Consider the following 16,367-nt stretch of genomic DNA (forward strand, 5'->3'; position numbering starts at 1 on the left):
AAGGATCGTGCTTAAAACCTTCCCCCACCTATCTGGTACATGTCCACCTCTTTGTCTACGCTTTCCTCTATTCTGTAAAGCGTGTCTGCGAATTTGAAGAAGCATCTCGGTACGTTGTCCAAGCGCGGCCCGCACCGCGTCCTCGTTGGGGACCTGTCTTATGCAGGGCTAGAAGGCAAGGTCTACACCCCTGCTGAAGGCAAGGGCCTGCCCGCCGTGGCGTTTGCTCACGACTGGACGAAGAACGTCAAGGACTACCACGCCACTCTGCGCCACCTAGCCAGCTGGGGCATCGTGGTGGTTGCTCCCGATACGGAGACTGGTGTGTTTGCCAAGCACCGTAACCTGGCTGCCGACCTCGAATCGGCTTTGCAGATTGCCGCCGGCGTTAGGCTGGGCGCTGGCAAGATTTCGGTGTCCGCTTCCAAGCTGGGCGTTTTCGGCCACGGCATGGGAGGCGGCGTAGCCACCTTGGCTGCCGTGGATAACCCGAAGGTCCGCGCCGTCGCAGCCCTCTACCCTGCTGATACCTCACCATCCGCCGTTCAAGCTGCCCGCTCCGTCAAGGCACGCGGCCTCGTTATCGGCGCGGGCCAGGATGACATCTTCCGCGCCGGCAACCCCGCAAAGCTGGCCAACGCGTGGGGCGGACCGGTGGCCTACCGGGAGATTGCCAAGGGCACGCAGTCCGGTTTCAGCGAGGATAAGTTCTTCAAGTTGGCGCTCGGTTCCGGCTTCTTCCAGGGCTCCGCAGTCGAGACCGCCCGCGGCCTTGTGACCGGCTTCTTCCTTTCCACCCTGGCTGGCGAATCCAAGTATGACGGCTTTGCGGATGCCGACGCCTCCGCGAAGGGCGTTGAGAGCTTCACCGGCGAGGACCTGGCTCAACGCGCCGGCTTTGAGTACAGCAAATAAAGCTCCAACGAAATAGCGCTTCACAGCGCGGCTTTTCCTAACTACAGCAGGACGATCAGTTGTCGTCCTGCTGTAGTTGTTTTAGCTTAGGGACTTCAAAAAAATACCAGGCAATAAGTGCAATGCCCGGCAGAAGCAACTGAGCGGCCGTCCACAGCTTTATGTGGGACATTTCTCTGTCGAATTTAATCTCAATGCCAAGCACAACAAAAGCCACCAAGAGGTACAGCATGGGAAGAACGCCCCACAGGACGTCATGAAGCCAAGGCACTGTTGTCATGCGGCATTCTCCTCACCCTGGTTGATACGTGCAGTAGGCAGTCACCTCACGGTATCACCTGTGGCTGCGAGGAACCAGACTTGTTTCTCGCTGCTGCTTCAGCTGCGCCTGAGCACCGACTGCACCTGACCGCGCGGACGGCCCCGGCCCTGCCCCTGCGCTTGACTATGCGGCACGCCCCTGGACTCTGGGTTTCGCCCCGGCGTATGTGTGTGCGGCGCATGTGTGTGCGCTTGGGCTTGGGCCGCGCGCTGAGCGGACTTCTCGAGCTCGTCCTGTGCCTTGGCCATCGCTTTCTCAAACTCCAACAGCCGTGCGGCTGTGCGCTCACGGAATCCGCGTGCGAACTCATCGAAATCATTGTGCGGCATTACCACTGCCCTGCCTTTCGCGCCTGTACGGATGGGGAATCTGAGCTTTCTTCCGGTGCCGTTTCCGGCTTCATTTCTGGTGCGGCTCCCGCGCCGGGAGCCGGCCCAGGAGCTGGCTCAGGGGGCGGTTCAGGGGCTGGCACCGGTGCAGGTTCCGGCACTGGTGCCGGTGCCGGCGCTTCCGCTGCCTGCATATGCGCCAGCTTCTCCGGTGGAGCTTCTGGCTCCGGAACGTTATTTAGCTCTGGCGGTGGTGGCGTGACTCCGTTGTCCGGGGCTGGTTCTGGTGCCGGCGGTGGACCTGGCTCCGGTTCCGGCTGCGGCTCTGGTTCTGGTTCGGGCTCAGGCGCAGGTTCCAGCTCAGGCTCCGGTAGGTTCTCAATGAAATCCACGGCGGCTTCAGCCAGCAGCCCAAGCCCCAGAATGGCAACTCCTACGCCTAGGATGCCCAGACTTCCGCAGCAGGATTCCTCCAGCTTACACTCACAGGATTCCGCGTTAGGACTCTCGCCGCTTTCTTCCTCACAGTCTTCAGCTTCTACAGGCTCGTCAGGCTCCTCGACCTCTTCGACTACCTGCACCGCCTCCTCCGGGCATTCAGTCACCTCCGCCTGCACGGGTGCGGTCGGCACGTCAACCTCGCTGGGCACCTCAATCCCGGCGTCGGCCGGCGTGGTGGTTCCCACGTCGCGCGGCTGCTCAGTGCAGGTACAAGACTGCTGCGACTCCTTCTCCGCGTGGCACCCGCACGGCTTGTGCTCTTCTTCTGTTGCGGTGGAATCGGGTGTGGGCTGCGCTTGCGCTGCGGGCTCAGTCGGCACGGTATGCGGCGTGTTCGGTTTCGCTGGCCGAGGCTTATCCTCAGCCGGCGGGCATTCTTCTTCCGAAACCCCTGCGGGCTGGGTTGGCGCAGGTTTTTCTGGCGGTGCCACCGGTTTGTCTGGTTCCGGCTCGACTGGTTGCTGCGGTGGAGCGGGCTGCGCTGTCGGCGCCGGTGGCGTTGGCTGGGCTTGCGCCGGTGCCGTTGGTTCTGCGGGGCTCACAGGTTTCGTCGGTTCACAGGGCTCAGGATCCGGTTGTGGGCACTCCTTCGGCTTCTCCTCGCAACCGCATTCAGGCTCAGGCGGGGTTTCCGGCAGCTCCCGCTCGCATACCTCGGTGCAGCGCTTTTCAAACTCGCCGTAGCAATTTTCAATGGCAGTGTCGCGGTCCCGACAGGTTTGCGAAATGGTGTCATTCGTCTGGTCGATTAGGTCACCGCCAATGCGCGAAATAACTGGGACGATGGCCTTGCCCAACGGGTGCCGCTGCAGCAACATGGTCAAGATATTCAGCAGCGGAATTACTGCAGAAATCAACTCCGCTACGGCAGATTCGGAAACACTGACCACGTCTTCGATGGCCTCGGAGCACTGCTGCGCGGACTCCACCAGATCATCGGCTTCGTCCCTTTCCTTCTCAAAGTCATCCTGCACGCCGCGCAGGTGATCCATGATCGCTCCCCCAGCCAGCGACAGCACCGTGCCAAGGAGGAAATCCCGCAGACCATTGCCGCCGCGCAGTGGACGTCGCGCGCCCATCGCCGACGCGGTATGCGTCACGAGCTCTCCTGGGTTGATCCCGTCGACGGAACCCACCATGTCCCCCAACAAATCAATCGGTGTGCTGGGACCGGAGTAGCCGCCAAGGCTCGCAGCCTGAAACTGGGAGACTACCTGTGAATAATCGCCCAAGAGCGACTTGATCATCGTGGACATCAGTTCGCCCCCGTTTCCTGGCTGCCGAATTGGCCAGCGAGGCCACGGTCGACGTCGCCAAACGCCCGCACCTGCTCACGCGCGGCGCCCGCGGTGGCCGATATGTTCTCCAAGCGCCACGCACCACGCTCGTGTAGCCGACTCAACAACGCCTGAATCTGCGCCCCATGCCCGCTAAAATCCCGCCCCGCAGAAGACGGGGCAAAGCTCGGTCTGTCCCCGCGGTGTGCGTCACTTTGGGCGCGGGCTTGGTCCATGACGTCGTCGAGAAGCCGCGTGGCTTCCTCCTCATCAAAAAATACGTCGGGCATGTGCGCCCTCCTTCTTGTCCACAACAAACAGTGATTCCTGCTCTTATTGGACTGAGAAAGCCACCCGCCGGTTCCCCCACCGCGCAGAAAAAGAAGAAACCCCAGGCCAAAGGCCCAGGGTTGCGATTATGCGGGTAGAACTAGACAGCGGCAACGACGGCAGCAAGCTTGCCCGCTACCTTGCGTGCCTGCTCCTTTTCAGCTGCTTCCACCATGACGCGGAAGAGCTCCTCTGTGCCTGAGGGGCGCAGCAGGACGCGGCCCGTATCACCAAGCTCTGCCTCGGCGGCGGCAATAGCTTCCTTGACTTCGGGGGCATTGAGGATGACCGCCTTATCGGACACCGGCACGTTGATGAGCACCTGCGGCAATACCGTCATCACGGAGGCCAGCTCCTTAAGGGTCTTGCCGGACTTAGCCATGCGCGCCATGATGGACAGTCCCGTCAGTGTGCCATCGCCAGTGGTGCAATCATCCGGCAGCACGACGTGACCGGACTGCTCGCCGCCCAGGGAGAAATCACCGCGGTTGAGCTCCTCCAGCACGTAGCGATCCCCCACGGCGGTTTCCTTGACCTCAATGCCCTGCTCCTGCATCGCCAGCTTCAGCCCCAGGTTCGACATCACGGTGGCCACCAGGGTGTTGAAGCGGAGGTCGTTCTCTTCCTTCATGCCCACCGCGAGGATCGCCATGATCTGGTCACCGTCAACGACGTTGCCCTCAGCATCGACGGCTAGGCAACGGTCAGCGTCACCGTCGTGGGCCAGGCCCAGATCAGCGCCGTGCTCGACGACGGCCTCCTGAGTCTTCTCAATGTGGGTCGAACCGCAGTCCTCGTTGATGTTGAAGGCATTGGGCTTGTTGTGGATAGCAATGACCTCAGCGCCCGCTGCCTCATAGGCCTGCGGAGCAACCTTGGAGGCAGCACCGTTTGCGGTGTCGACGACAACCTTGATACCGCTCAGATCCGTGGTGACGACCTCTGCTAGGTGCTTGAGGTAGCGCTCCCGGCCGTCGGGGGCCTCCGAAATAATGCGACCAATCTTGGTCCCCGTGGGCCCACCGTCGGTGAGGTTGTCCATGGCAGCCTGGATGCGGTCTTCCACCTCATCCGGCAGCTTCTTGCCGCCCGCGGAAAAGAACTTGATGCCATTGTCCGGCATCGGGTTGTGGGAGGCGGAAATCATCACGCCGAGGTCCGCCCCAAAATCATCGGTGAGGAATGCGATGGCCGGGGTCGGCAGCACGCCGATGCGCACGACGTCGACGCCGCGTGAGGCCAAGCCCGAGGCAATCGCCGCATCCAACATCTCGCCCGACACACGCGGGTCGCGCCCAATAATCGCCAGCGGGCGGCGCTCGTAGGACTCCCGGTCCGAGGTCAGCACCTCCGCCGCTGCCTGCCCTAGGCGCAAAGCCAGAATGGGAGTGAGCTTCTTGTTCGCGAGGCCGCGAACTCCATCGGTTCCAAAAAGTCGAGTCATAGTTGTTTATTATGCCCGCTCCCCCTTGCCTGGCGCAGGTCGGCTCGTTCTTGTTGTGTAGACTTCTTCCCACCTTCTGCCCTGTGAGCAGGGCCGGTGGGGAGTTTCCCCAGTTAACGCGCGCGCTGGGCCGTCCTCTGCTTGAATAATCACCATGTCCTATGCGAAAGGCTTGACTCGCGTGAGGGAGTCGAAGGGAGTGAAACTCTTCAAAGCCCTCACCGATGGTGTGCTCACCAAGTTCAACATGGCGGTACTCGTTGTCGCAGCGCTATTTCTGGTGCTCGGAAATACCGAGCCCGCGGAAACGGAAGAACCTGCAGTCATCGCTCCGGGCGAAACGGTGGAGTTGCAGCAGGCCCAGGTGGTCGTCGATAAGCCCCGCGTCGAGGCCGGCCAAGTCCACGTCACCGCCACGTTCCTCAACACCCAAGACACCGCCTTCACGGACTACCAACAGATGTTTAGCCTTACCCGCAATGGTGAGCCTATCCCCTTTGAGCAGTTCTCCATCGCGCCTTCACTGGAGAACGGGGCGGTGACCAGGCCCAACCCCGGGGTTCCCTTCGCCGTCGACATCACCGTCGACGATGCCCCCGGAACAGCGCTTGTTCTCAACGATCTGACGGTGCGCAAATCCAGCCTGGACATGTCCTACCGCTGGTTTGACCCCACCCCCGTAGCAGAGATGGAGTTGGCATGACCCACCGCAAATCTTCCTCCCTGCCCCTGCTCAACCGCAAGAAGGTCCCCATGATCGCCGTGGCCGCAGCGATCACCTCCCTGGGCATCTTCATTAGTGACCAGATGCCCGATCCGCGCGAGGTGGAATTCTCCCACTTTGAGTACACCGACGAAATACCCGGGCACACCCGCATTAGCCAGGTAGACGTCCACACTCGCCCGCTGGCGTCTGGAGACTACGCGGAATTCACCGGTACTCTGCCCGAGGGCGAGGAGCTCAGTGAGCTGTATGAAGTAGCCGTCGATTTCACGCTGGAGCGCACTCACTCCTACCCCCTGAGCCTGAAATTAGAAGACTCCGAGGGCCGTGTTTTCCGAACGACCACACCGCAATGCGACGCCGAGGTCGTCTCCCTCCCCATGACCTGTACCAGTCTCTTTGTACTCCCAGAGCATTCGCTGGGCCCCGCCACGCTGGCGCTAGAGGTGGAGAATCTCCTCGGCGACTTCCACCAACAACCGGTCCCCATGGGCAAGGAAATTCACACAGCCGTGGAGGTTAAAGCATGACGTCCCAAGACACAGCATCGAAGAAGGCCTCGAAGGCGTGGTGGTGGGCAGCAACTCTTCCGGCGCTCGCGATCATGGTGGCGGCCTCCTCCTCCGTCATGGTGCACGGATACCGACCGCTGTCGGTCCATTCGACCGTCGAGGCCACCAAGCAAGAGCCCGCCGAGTTCAGCTTTGATTATCAGCTAGACCAGGACACCGCCCAGCGCTCGGCGACGGTCACCCTGGCCGCCATCGACAAGGCAGACCCCTCCGAATTCGGCTCCCTTTATGCCGACAAGAACCTCATGGATCCCCCTGCGCTCCCCGGGGACACCGCACTCTACAAGGCCACCGTGGACTGGCATGCGGATCCGGAAAGCCCACTTGAAGGATGCGAGGTCGGGCTCCGTGACGGCCAAGGGATCGAGCAACCTGTCCGCCTCGTGTTGTCCCCGCAGGACGTGCCGACCGATATGCCCGCCGCCTTCCCCAACCTCTGTGAACCCGAAGGGGCTGCGGGGCCGATGGCCATCAATCCTTTCGAACTAGATGCCAATATCCTCCCCGAGCCCAGCGCGCGGCCGGCTGAATGGGAGATGACGTACTACTTCGTCACCAACGCCGATTTCGAGCCTTCCGAATTATTCGTCACCTGGGGCGCCCCTTATGAGGTGCGCCTGCGCACAGGCGCTTAGAAGCCTTCTGCGCGGACAACCGCCTCAACGTCCTCCGCGCCCGGATCGGTCTTGTTCCACGGCCACGACACCATTACCTTCTCTTCTGGGTAGTAGACGAAAATGTCGCCACCGCCGAATCCATCCTTGCCCCATTCGTTGACGAGGACTTCCGGGGCGGAACCATTCGCCTCGCGAACAGTACGGGTCGACGTCTGGAAGGCATCATCGTGATAATCGGGCAAGGCTCTGTACATCTCTTCGGCCTCCTCCCCAATGACAATGTCCCGCGGACTATGGAATGTCATGAGCCCCTCAGCGTCCTGCTCCTTGGTAAGCCACGGCTTGCAGGAATAGCCGTGGGCTCCTTCTAGCAGAGCATTCTCGGATTGCAGCGGTGCTTCGGTACACAGGGCGATCTTCTCAATGAAGGCCTCCGGCAAGACGTCCGCGGTCTCAGGGCGCAGGTTCACGATGTGGTCCTCCCGCAGGTCCGGACGCGCCAGCTCCTCGCTGGACCCGCGCCTGTTGATCTGCTCAACCGTAATCCCGCCAGCAATCAACACCACCGCGACAACCAGGGTGAGAATGTTCAGCTTGCGCGCGCTGATGTGGGTATCAGGATCGGTCGTGGCTTCTGCGCGATCCACGTCACCGGCTTGAGTGTGCTCAGTAGTCTGTGTCACCGATTCCACCTACTTCTCTCCCGCCTGGCTCGCTGGGACGGCAGATTCAGCGTCCGGCTCTTCGCCTTGGTTTTCGTCGGTGCTCTCATCTGCGTCCTCCGCCTCGGCGTACTCAGCGTTGAGGAAGCGGTCCAGCGCGGCTACCACCAGCGGGAGCGCAACGAGGAAGTACACGGCTCGGGCAAGGACCAGCACATAAGGCTCAAGCCCAATGGTGATGGTCCCCAGCGCCAGCGGTTTGATGATGGCACGCAGGGCATAGATTACGCCCAGCTCAGCGCCCGAAGCCAAGACGAAGACGAGGCAGAAGGTCAGCATGGGGACCGCACCGGCGACTGCCAGCGTCTTGAAATTGCGCCACGCATTACGGAAGGGGCCGACGAGTGGCTGCGCGGCGTTGTCCAGCATGTCTCGCGTCGTTCGGAAGGCTGCTTCCGAATAGCGACGCCCATAATCGGCCCACATCTTCTGCTCGGCATGCGGGGAGAGCTTTCCTCGTTCGGCGGGACCTTCGATGGGGGCATCGGCTACCGTCTGCAGGGGCGGTACCGCGTCCTCCTCGCCTGACGTGTCCGGCTCAGAACTGTCCTTCTCTCTGGTCAGGCTCGTGTTGTAGACCACCGCGCCGAGGGTCAGCCATGCGAAGGGCACGACGATAAAGTTGCCGATTTGCGCCGCGTTATTCCACAGCCACCCAATCACCGCACCAATGACCCAGGTGTGGGCGACGATCCAATCCTTCGCCGTGACAATAGAGTCCCACACGGGGCCAATGCCTTGCCGGCTAAGAATCCACACACGGACCTTCTCAAAATTGCTGGTGATACTTAGCGACGCCGTGGCCATCCACAGCACCTCCAGGTACGCCGCCGCAGTGGCCACGCCAAAGGCGCGCTCCCCCAACTGCAGCGCACCAATGAGTTTGCGCAGCACCACGATAGAGATGAGGAACCCGGCAAACAGCCATCCGGAGCTTATGAATGAGCGCCCGAAATCATAATCGAGAAAGCTAGTGGCCACCTCGATGGTCACGGAGTCGTAGACAAAGGTCCGCGCGTCATCCCGCAACAGGCCGTGGGAGGAATACACGGTGAGGAACGGGATGAGGAGGCCACCGACGGTCAGCAGCGTGGTCTTATCCAGTTTGCTAAAGCGGGTCTCGCCGCCAAAGAACTCCATGGACGGCTGCATGATCCAAAAGCACACGATGACGCCGGTCATCACAGAAAGCGGCGCAAAGGGGAAGATGAGCGTGGCGGCCAACGGCGAATACTCAGAAATGACCACCGCCAACCACAGCACCGCCGCGCGCACTGCCAGCGACAGGCAAATCACCGTGATCAGCTGCGGCAGGTACCGCCACAGCAACTTTGCTGCGTCCAAGGGGACCGATAGTGCGTCCCGCGCGCTCTCAAGAATGACTTTCACGCCGCTTAGTATAAGGAGAATCACACCAGTGCGCTGGCCGAACGGGGAAAGCCGCCACCTCCCACGAAAGGGAAGCAGCGGCTTTCGAAAATGCAGTATGCGCGAAGATTAACGCTTGGAGTACTGCGGGGCACGACGTGCCTTGTGCAGACCAGCCTTCTTACGCTCCACGGCACGAGCATCACGGGTGAGCAGGCCAGCCTTCTTCAGGGCCTGGCGGTCAGCCGGGTTGTAGATGTTCAGTGCGCGGGCGATAGCCAGACGCAGGGCGCCGGCCTGGCCGGTCGGGCCACCACCGGTGACGGTGACCTTGAGGTCAAACTGGCCCTCGCGCTCGAGGATGGTCAGCGGCTGCAGGATGTCCTGCTGGTGCAGCTTGTTCGGGAAGTACTCGTCAAAGGCACGGCCGTTGACAGAGATGTTGCCGGAACCAGCGACGAGGCGGACACGAGCGATGGCGCGCTTACGGCGGCCAACGGTCTGAATCGGGCCCTCGTGGATAGCCGGGGCAGCGGTCTCAACCTCAGCCTCGGTGTCGGTTGCCAGGGAATCACCGATGGTGTTGGTGAACTCCTCGGTAGCGGCGGTTGCTGCAGCGATGTCGGCAGCGTCGGCTACATTGTTGTCGATGTTCTGCTCGGTCATTACTGTGCCACCTGCTTAAACTCAAAGGTTTCCGGCTTCTGGCCGGCGTACGGGTGCTCCTCGCCCACGAAAACGTGCAGCTTCTTGATGGAGGCGTTGGAAAGCTTGTTGTGCGGCATCATGCCCTTCACAGCTTCCTCGATAACGCGGACCGGGTTGGCGTCCAGGGACTGACCAAGGGTCATGGACTTCAGGCCGCCCGGGTAACCGGAGTGGCGGTAGCGCATCTCGCGCTCGCGCTTGTTGGAGGAAATGTGGATCTTGTCCGCATTCAGGATGATGATGTGGTCGCCGCAATCAACGTTCGGTGCGTACTGGGGCTTGTGCTTGCCGCGCAGCATGTCAGCCACGGTGGAAGCAAGCTTGCCCAGAACCACGTCGGTAGCGTCGATGACGTACCACTTGCGGGTGATGTCACCGCTCTTCGGGTGGAAAGTAGACAAAATGACTCCTTGAAAGTCTGTCTCGGAACTGCCGGCCAACGCTATGTAAGCCCCTACGCGGTACATACAGCGGCCGGTGGAGACCTGCAGCACGCGCGCACCCACGTAGACGCGGGTGCGGACACATAGGTGTTTCACTTTAGTATGAGGCTGTTTGAAAACCCAAAACGCCGATATCGCCCCTCACCAACGCCTCCATCCCCAGATACTTCGGGGTGGGGGTAGAGACAGAAACGTTGATGAGAAGCGATACCGGCGCCTTTCACTAGGTGGGCGGAAAGTGCTGACTGTGAGGCGGTGCGTCCAGCCCTTCCATTCACTACACCCCTCTCCTAGCCCTTCACGCCTTCCTCCACGCCACCCACCGCTCATGGTTGTGAATGGTGATGGAAGACTGCGCCCATACTCCTAGCGAAAGACCCGCAGTCGAGACGGTTTAGCCCCAGCTAGCGGCGGCGCGGCGGTTGACGTCACTCATATTGTCATTGCCCTGGGACACCGTGGTGGAGATGGTCGCTAGCACCGTATTGAGCTCGGCGGCAGCTTTATCCCACTTGGCCTGCGCCGCGTTATATGCGGCGGCGCTTTCTCCCTCCCATGTCGATACCATCGGCTGCAGGGTGGCCTTAAGGTCACCGAGGAGCCCGTTGATGCGGCCGGAGGTGGAGTTGATGTCGGCGGCGGCACCAGCGATGGCGCCAAACTGATACTTAATTCCAGACATTGCGTGTTCCTTATCTTCTGTGTGCTCGTGTGTGGTTCAGTGCGTACGGCTATAGGAGGCTGCGGCTCTGTTTAAAGGGCCAGGCCCGCGCCGCCGACGTTGTCGAAGGACTGGGCGTTATCTGCCTCAACCGAATCAAAGTTTCGGGCATTGTCCCTGATGTTGTCGCTGATGGCGGTCAGTGCCTCACGCAGCTGCTGTGCGGAGGAGTTGTAGCGCTGCATCAGGTTGTCAAAGGAAACCTGCGCGCGGCCTGCCCAGCTGGCGCGGACGGAGTCCACAACTCCCTGCAGACGGGTGAGCTCACCCTGTACCTCGTCATTGGTGGAGTCGACGCGGCCGGCGGTGGCCACCATTACGTCGGCTTCTGTGCGGAACGTTTGAGTCATTGTTCTCTCCCTTTCTTTGTTCCCTACCTGGGGCATGCCCTTTTACTACGGGGCCTGATGTGTGTTTCTTTCCCCCCGAGAAGCACCCTGTGTCCTTCTCACCCTTATTGGACTGAGTTAGTGGCGCATCGGTTCCCACCGGTTTCAAAGTTTTTAATTTTTCTGGCTTGCCGCTGCTTAGTCCTTCTTAACCAGCGATTCCGCCGCCATTCGGCACGCTGCCTTCTGCACCACGTTGGGCTCGAACTTGGTGTGGCAGCCCACGGACATCTGGTGGCCTTTGTCCTCCCACATCATCCAGGTCACCCGCGAGCCATCGCCGGGGTCTTCGGTATAGGTCAGCCGCCCGGACTCCTCTACCGGATCACGGAGGGCGGGATCGGATTCGATCTGCTCCTTGATCTCCGCAAAAAGGACGTCAACGGGCACGTTGAAAAGCGGATCTGCAGCGACAAGGATCCGCAGGTTGGGATCCTCACCGGCCGCGGTAACGAGCCCATCTTCCACGCTGGTACGAAAACCCTGTGGCAAGACCAAGGACATCCCTTCCACGTCGATGGCTTGTTGGCCCGGACGCAGCTGCGCACTGCCGGTATCCCCGGGCGAGCCTTGCGTCCCGCCCTCCTCAGTCGGCGCGTCCGAGCTCTGGGTCGGGGCCGTACCCGGCGAATGGGCAGCACTGGAAGTACTTACCGCCGTCTGGTGTGGTGTCGCGGCTGCTAAGGCTGCGTCTTTGCGTCCCACGGCCCACCAGGACACCCCGGCCACGACGAGCACCATGACCGCAATGGCGATATAGAAGGGGTCGATGCCTCCCACGAGCGCAGAAAGGCGGTGTGGTGTCGCGCGATGGGAGCGTCGCGCGCGCGTGGCTCGCGGCCGCTCAGCTGTCACGGTGTCTGCATGGCCCTCGTCGTGCCCGTCCACAACCGCCCTTGTAAGAGTCGGTGTTTGTTCCACCACGGGCGGCGATGGTTCTGTTTCCACTACCGTCGCGCCCGCGCCGGTCAGTTGGCGGCGCAGGATGCTCACTGCCTCGTCAGTGATGTCCGTACCGGATGGATCCGCTACCACCTCGGCGCTTACCTCCGGCCACTCCGCCCCGCAGACCTTTTCTGCCTGGTCAAGGACGGCGTCGAGCGCCCAGCCTTCGGCGATACCAGTGCCGGGTAAGTCGTAGCGGTAGATCGTCTCCGGCCCCTCATAGATCGTGGCGGCGTCGAGCACCGTGATAACGAGTGTGGTCTCTGGCGTAGTCGACGGTGTGCGCAGTGCATGAGTCGCGGTCATTGGTTATCTCCCTTGCTGGATGTGGTGTGTGGTGGTTCTTCTGGTGTGTCGGTGTCCGGCACATACACCTGTGCCAGGCCTTGGGGTGCCCCACGCACGACCCATTGGCCGCGGCCGGGCGGCAGCGCTACTGGTTTGATGCCGAAGATGGCGCCTTCGTCGCGGTCGGCGTCGAGAAGCAGCAGTGCTGGCTGCAGGTCGCGCACTGCCGAGAGGAACTGCCCAAACAGCGCGCGCCCGATTCCTCCTGATTTGCGCGCGAGCACTAGGTGCAGGCCCACATCGCGGGCGTGCGGGAGAATCTCCACAAGTGGTGCCAGGGCAATGTCACTGACCAAGTCGAGATCATCGATGACAAGGTAAATATCCGGCCCCTCCCACCAGCTCCGCGCGGCCAACTGCGCGGGAGTGACCTCGGGGCCGGGGAGGCGCTGCTCTAAGGTGCGGACGGTATCGAGGATGGCCTGGGTGGCTGCGCTTGCCGACGCCCCGTAGACCGCCACCATCTCCTCATCCAGCGTCCCCAAATGTGCCCGGCGCTCATCGATAACCACGAGGCGGGCTTCCTCCCGGTTCAGTTGGCTGATACCGGCGAGAATCACGCTGAGGAACTGCGACTTACCGGAACCTTGAGAACCAATGCACACGAGGTGGGGCTGCGTGGTCGGATCCCACGTCAGAAGGTCCAGGTCCGGCCCGCCAATTCCCCAAGCCACCCCGGCCGGTGGGCTGCCGGCCGGTTGTGGAAGCTCGGTGAGCAGGGCGGGCAGCATCTTCAACGGCGGGACCGGCTGGGCGTCCGCATGCACTCCGCAGATATGAGCGATATCCTGCGGGGACGTCGCAGCGAAGAGCAGGTTCTCCCCCGCCAGCGTGATGCCCCGACCGGGCGCTGCCGGGAGTTTTTGTTGTGCTTTGCGGTCAATGAGGGAATCCATGGCTTCACCCAGACGCAGCTCGAGGCGCGCCGCGATAAGGTCCCGGATTGACGGCCGCAGGCTGGTCCACCGCGCCGCCGCGATCAGGACGTGAACGTGGGAAGACGCACCATCTGCGACCAGCTGGGTAATCGGCTCGGCGAGATCTTCAAAATCCGCCCCAGAGGTGCCAATGTGGTGCCAGCCATCCACAATCAGGAAGGTGTGGCGGGATTCCGGGCGACGCACGAGGCCAGCGACTTCGTCGACGATGCGCCGTACCTTCTCCGGTTCCTCGCGGCCGGCCACCCCGGCCACGTGGGGCAGCCGCTCCAGAACCTGCAGTTGTCCGCCACCCAAGTCGATGACATAAAAGCGCACCTGGTCCGGCGAGTGCCGCAGTGCCATTCCGGAGGCGATACTGCGCAGCGCCATTGACTTGCCCGACTGCGGCCCACCGCACAGGGCCAGGTGCCCGCCACCCGTCGTGAAGTCCACGGTGAGTAGGTCTTGGCGCTGGTGGTAGGGGCGGTCGATAAGCCCCACCTCGGCGCACAGCCCGCCGCCCGCGCCGGGCGATTCTACCTGCACAGCGGCGACACTGGACAGCTCCACCACGGCGGGCAAGGGCGGCAGCCAGATTCGCCGCGCTGATTGACCGCGCCCGGCGGCTTCGTCCCGGGCAGCCCCCACCACGGTGTCAAGGAGGGTGCTCGAGGAGTCCACGAGTACTGCGAAGTCTAGGTCCTCCTCCACCACGCGGTGCCCGGTGAAAAGCTCTAGGCGCGCCGTGTGCTGTGCGGAAGCATCATCTTCTAGCGCTACCCGGCGCGTCACCGGGCCGGACACATAGGAGGCCTGGAAACGTGTGGGGGCATCGGCATCCGTCTTGAGGTAGCCGGATCCCGGCTGGGCGGGGAGGTGGTAGGCGTCGGGCACACCGAGGACCTGGCGGGACTCCCCGGCGGAGAATGTCTTCAGGCCAATGCGGTAGGACAGGTGCGAATCCAATCCCCGTAGGCGCCCTTCTTCCAGGCGCTGGGAGGCCAGCAGCAGGTGCACGTGCAGTGAGCGGCCGAGCCTTCCTACTGCGACGAAGAGCTCCGCGAAGTCCGGGTGCTGGCCCAACAGTTCCGAGAACTCGTCCACCACGATGACCAGCGCCGGCAGCGGCCCGTGCTCCGCCACCGCGGCAGCGGAAGCATTGAACTCGCCCACATTGGCAAAATTGCCCGCCTTGCGCAGCAGCTCCTGGCGGCGGTTCATCTCCCCGGAGATGGCATCGTACATGCGCTCCACCAGGGTAGATTCCTCCTCCAGGTTGGTAATCACGGCGGAGGTGTGCGGCAGCTCCTCGCAGCCGAGAAAGGTCGCCCCACCTTTGAAGTCCACGAGCACGAGGTTGAGCTCCTCCGGGCTATGCGTGGCGGCTAAGGCCACGACGAGTGTCCTGAGCAGCTCCGATTTTCCGCTGCCCGTAGCACCGATGCACAGCCCATGCGGGCCCATGCCGCCCTGCGCCGACTCCTTCAGGTCGAGCACCACCGCCTGCCCGGACTCGTCCACACCGATGGGCACGCGCAGGCGTTCGACCGGGCTGCGGCCTTGCCACATGCCGGAGGCCTGCAGCGCATCCACGTCCCGGTAGCCCAGCAGCACAGGGAGGTCCGCATCGCGACCGTGCCGTGGCGTTGCCGTAGCATCGCCGCCGAAGGGGCGGTGATAGGGCGCAAGCGTGCGGGCGTGGAGGAGGGCCGTGGAAACGTCGACAAGCGCGCAGCTACCCAGCTTCTCCTCCCCCGCGGCGGTGACCACGGACAGCGCGCCTTCCGCCCGCAGGTAAATGCCTTCGTCCTCCGCACGGCGGCCCAGCGGCGAATGAGGTGTGACACCCACGGCGATGGTGGTCGTCGGGGCGTCTTCCGACGCTCCCTCTTTGTCGAGTACACCACTATGCCGGTGGTCCTCCTCCACGACGCGGATACGAAACTGAGCGCTCTCCGGATCCCTCGAGTGCGGCAGCCACTTCAGCCACTCCCAGCTCTCCCCGTGGTACTCAATGCCCACGGTTTCCGGGCCATGCAGTACCGCCAGGTGCAACAGCAGCGCGCGGGCCATACCGTGCGCATCCGCACCGGCCAGCCCCACGATAGGGAAGGCTTGGAGCTGGATGACCACCGGCATATCCGCCAGCGTTCCCACCGCGCGCACGGTCTGGCGCAGGCTCACCGCACACACTGGGTCGAGGTCTTCTGCGGCACCCGAATCTGGAACATTGATCGGCGTGCACAGTGCCATCGGCCCCGTCCCCACCCGCACTTCCAGGGCATCCGGGGCATCTGCCGTCCGCTCCCACAGCCGCGGGGTGGGAATCAGCGCGCCAAGCTGTTCGGGGTCAGGGTTGCGGTGTTCCTCGTGCGCACGTTGCGCCGCCCCGCGCTCTAGCGCTTCCTCCCGCAGCGCCTTGAGGTGACGCAGGTACGTCCGGCGAGTTTCGTCCGGATCCTGCCCGCCTCCCTGCGGGTTGAACATCATGGCCATGCTGGCCAGCATCATGAGCGGGAACATGAGGCTCATGGGGCTTACCCGGCGCGCATCACCCGCGCCGAGAACCATGAGCGCCACCATGCCCACCATGGCCGCGATCATGACCAGCGGCATAAGCAGGCGAACCAACGGAACGGGCTGGGCACGGGCCGCCTCCGGCACGGCCTCGGCATCAATGCTGCCTTGCGGCAGTGGTGGCGCTGGTTCCCGATATGACGACAGCCCGGTGTCAACGACGCGTGTAGGTACGCGCATGTCAAAGTCCTTCCC

Annotated in this window: 17 protein-coding genes; 4 read left to right on the top strand and 13 right to left on the bottom strand. The window is 62.6% G+C overall.

Annotated elements, in window-relative coordinates:
- Positions 1 to 81: 81 nt before the first annotated feature.
- Positions 82 to 915 (top strand): dienelactone hydrolase family protein, encoded by an 834-nt coding sequence (locus HMPREF2993_RS10030; protein WP_070511351.1) that lies wholly within the window; start codon positions 82 to 84, stop codon positions 913 to 915.
- 55 nt (positions 916 to 970) lie between these two features.
- Here the strand turns inward: HMPREF2993_RS10030 and HMPREF2993_RS10035 are convergent, their stop codons facing one another.
- The 5 genes from HMPREF2993_RS10035 to glmM form a co-directional block, all read right to left on the bottom strand.
- Positions 971 to 1,195, bottom strand: coding sequence for a hypothetical protein (locus HMPREF2993_RS10035; RefSeq protein ID WP_070702189.1), 225 nt, complete (start codon positions 1,193 to 1,195; stop codon positions 971 to 973).
- Positions 1,196 to 1,293: 98 nt separating this feature from the next.
- Entirely contained in the window at positions 1,294 to 1,566 is a 273-nt protein-coding gene (locus HMPREF2993_RS10040; protein WP_046648430.1) for a hypothetical protein, read from the bottom strand.
- Entirely contained in the window at positions 1,566 to 3,323 is a 1,758-nt protein-coding gene (locus tag HMPREF2993_RS10045; protein WP_070702191.1) for a zinc metalloprotease, read from the bottom strand. The genes HMPREF2993_RS10040 and HMPREF2993_RS10045 overlap by 1 nt, the downstream gene beginning before the upstream one ends.
- On the bottom strand, positions 3,323 to 3,634 hold the full coding sequence (locus HMPREF2993_RS10050) for a hypothetical protein (protein WP_053089098.1): 312 nt from the start codon (positions 3,632 to 3,634) through the stop codon (positions 3,323 to 3,325). Before HMPREF2993_RS10050 ends, HMPREF2993_RS10045 begins: the two co-directional genes overlap by 1 nt.
- Before the next feature lie 140 nt (positions 3,635 to 3,774).
- Positions 3,775 to 5,118 carry a phosphoglucosamine mutase gene (glmM, locus tag HMPREF2993_RS10055; protein WP_046648432.1) on the bottom strand — a complete coding sequence of 448 codons (1,344 nt, stop codon included), beginning with the start codon at positions 5,116 to 5,118 and terminating at the stop codon, positions 3,775 to 3,777.
- A gap of 154 nt (positions 5,119 to 5,272) precedes the next feature.
- Here glmM and HMPREF2993_RS10060 point away from each other — a divergent pair, with 154 nt between their 5' ends.
- Genes HMPREF2993_RS10060 through HMPREF2993_RS10070 form a run of 3 tightly spaced genes read left to right on the top strand, consistent with a single transcriptional unit; the run spans position 5,273 to position 7,049 of the window.
- Positions 5,273 to 5,821: a hypothetical protein gene (locus HMPREF2993_RS10060; protein WP_128081853.1), complete on the top strand. Its 549-nt coding sequence runs from the start codon at positions 5,273 to 5,275 to the stop codon at positions 5,819 to 5,821.
- Positions 5,818 to 6,372, top strand: a complete 555-nt coding sequence (locus tag HMPREF2993_RS10065) for a hypothetical protein (RefSeq protein WP_070511345.1) — start codon at positions 5,818 to 5,820, stop codon at positions 6,370 to 6,372. Before HMPREF2993_RS10060 ends, HMPREF2993_RS10065 begins: the two co-directional genes overlap by 4 nt.
- A complete protein-coding gene (locus HMPREF2993_RS10070; RefSeq protein ID WP_046648435.1) occupies positions 6,369 to 7,049 on the top strand; it encodes a hypothetical protein in 681 nt (226 codons plus the stop codon). Before HMPREF2993_RS10065 ends, HMPREF2993_RS10070 begins: the two co-directional genes overlap by 4 nt.
- On the opposite strand, the gene HMPREF2993_RS10075 is transcribed toward HMPREF2993_RS10070, so the two are convergent.
- The 8 genes from HMPREF2993_RS10075 to eccCa form a co-directional block, all read right to left on the bottom strand.
- On the bottom strand, positions 7,046 to 7,714 hold the full coding sequence (locus HMPREF2993_RS10075) for a hypothetical protein (RefSeq protein WP_141745913.1): 669 nt from the start codon (positions 7,712 to 7,714) through the stop codon (positions 7,046 to 7,048). The genes HMPREF2993_RS10070 and HMPREF2993_RS10075 overlap by 4 nt on opposite strands.
- Before the next feature lie 9 nt (positions 7,715 to 7,723).
- A complete protein-coding gene (locus HMPREF2993_RS10080; protein WP_070702193.1) occupies positions 7,724 to 9,142 on the bottom strand; it encodes a hypothetical protein in 1,419 nt (472 codons plus the stop codon).
- A gap of 108 nt (positions 9,143 to 9,250) precedes the next feature.
- Positions 9,251 to 9,787 (bottom strand): 30S ribosomal protein S9, encoded by a 537-nt coding sequence (gene rpsI, locus HMPREF2993_RS10085; protein ID WP_046648438.1) that lies wholly within the window; start codon positions 9,785 to 9,787, stop codon positions 9,251 to 9,253.
- The gene (gene rplM / locus HMPREF2993_RS10090; protein ID WP_010189505.1) at positions 9,787 to 10,230 is read right to left on the bottom strand and encodes a 50S ribosomal protein L13; all 444 of its coding nucleotides are present in this window, start codon (positions 10,228 to 10,230) and stop codon (positions 9,787 to 9,789) included. The genes rpsI and rplM overlap by 1 nt, the downstream gene beginning before the upstream one ends.
- Positions 10,231 to 10,666: 436 nt before the next feature.
- Complete coding sequence (locus tag HMPREF2993_RS10095) at positions 10,667 to 10,954, bottom strand: WXG100 family type VII secretion target (RefSeq protein WP_046648439.1); 288 nt, start codon at positions 10,952 to 10,954, stop codon at positions 10,667 to 10,669.
- Positions 10,955 to 11,025: 71 nt separating this feature from the next.
- Positions 11,026 to 11,343, bottom strand: coding sequence for a WXG100 family type VII secretion target (locus HMPREF2993_RS10100; RefSeq protein ID WP_046648440.1), 318 nt, complete (start codon positions 11,341 to 11,343; stop codon positions 11,026 to 11,028).
- 177 nt (positions 11,344 to 11,520) lie between these two features.
- Positions 11,521 to 12,633: a type VII secretion-associated protein gene (locus HMPREF2993_RS10105; protein ID WP_046648441.1), complete on the bottom strand. Its 1,113-nt coding sequence runs from the start codon at positions 12,631 to 12,633 to the stop codon at positions 11,521 to 11,523.
- Positions 12,630 to 16,352, bottom strand: a complete 3,723-nt coding sequence (gene eccCa / locus HMPREF2993_RS10110) for a type VII secretion protein EccCa (protein ID WP_246822428.1) — start codon at positions 16,350 to 16,352, stop codon at positions 12,630 to 12,632. The genes HMPREF2993_RS10105 and eccCa overlap by 4 nt, the downstream gene beginning before the upstream one ends.
- Positions 16,353 to 16,367 lie beyond the last annotated feature (15 nt).

Source organism: Corynebacterium sp. HMSC068G04, from assembly GCF_001814885.1.
Lineage (GTDB): Bacteria > Actinomycetota > Actinomycetes > Mycobacteriales > Mycobacteriaceae > Corynebacterium > Corynebacterium hiratae.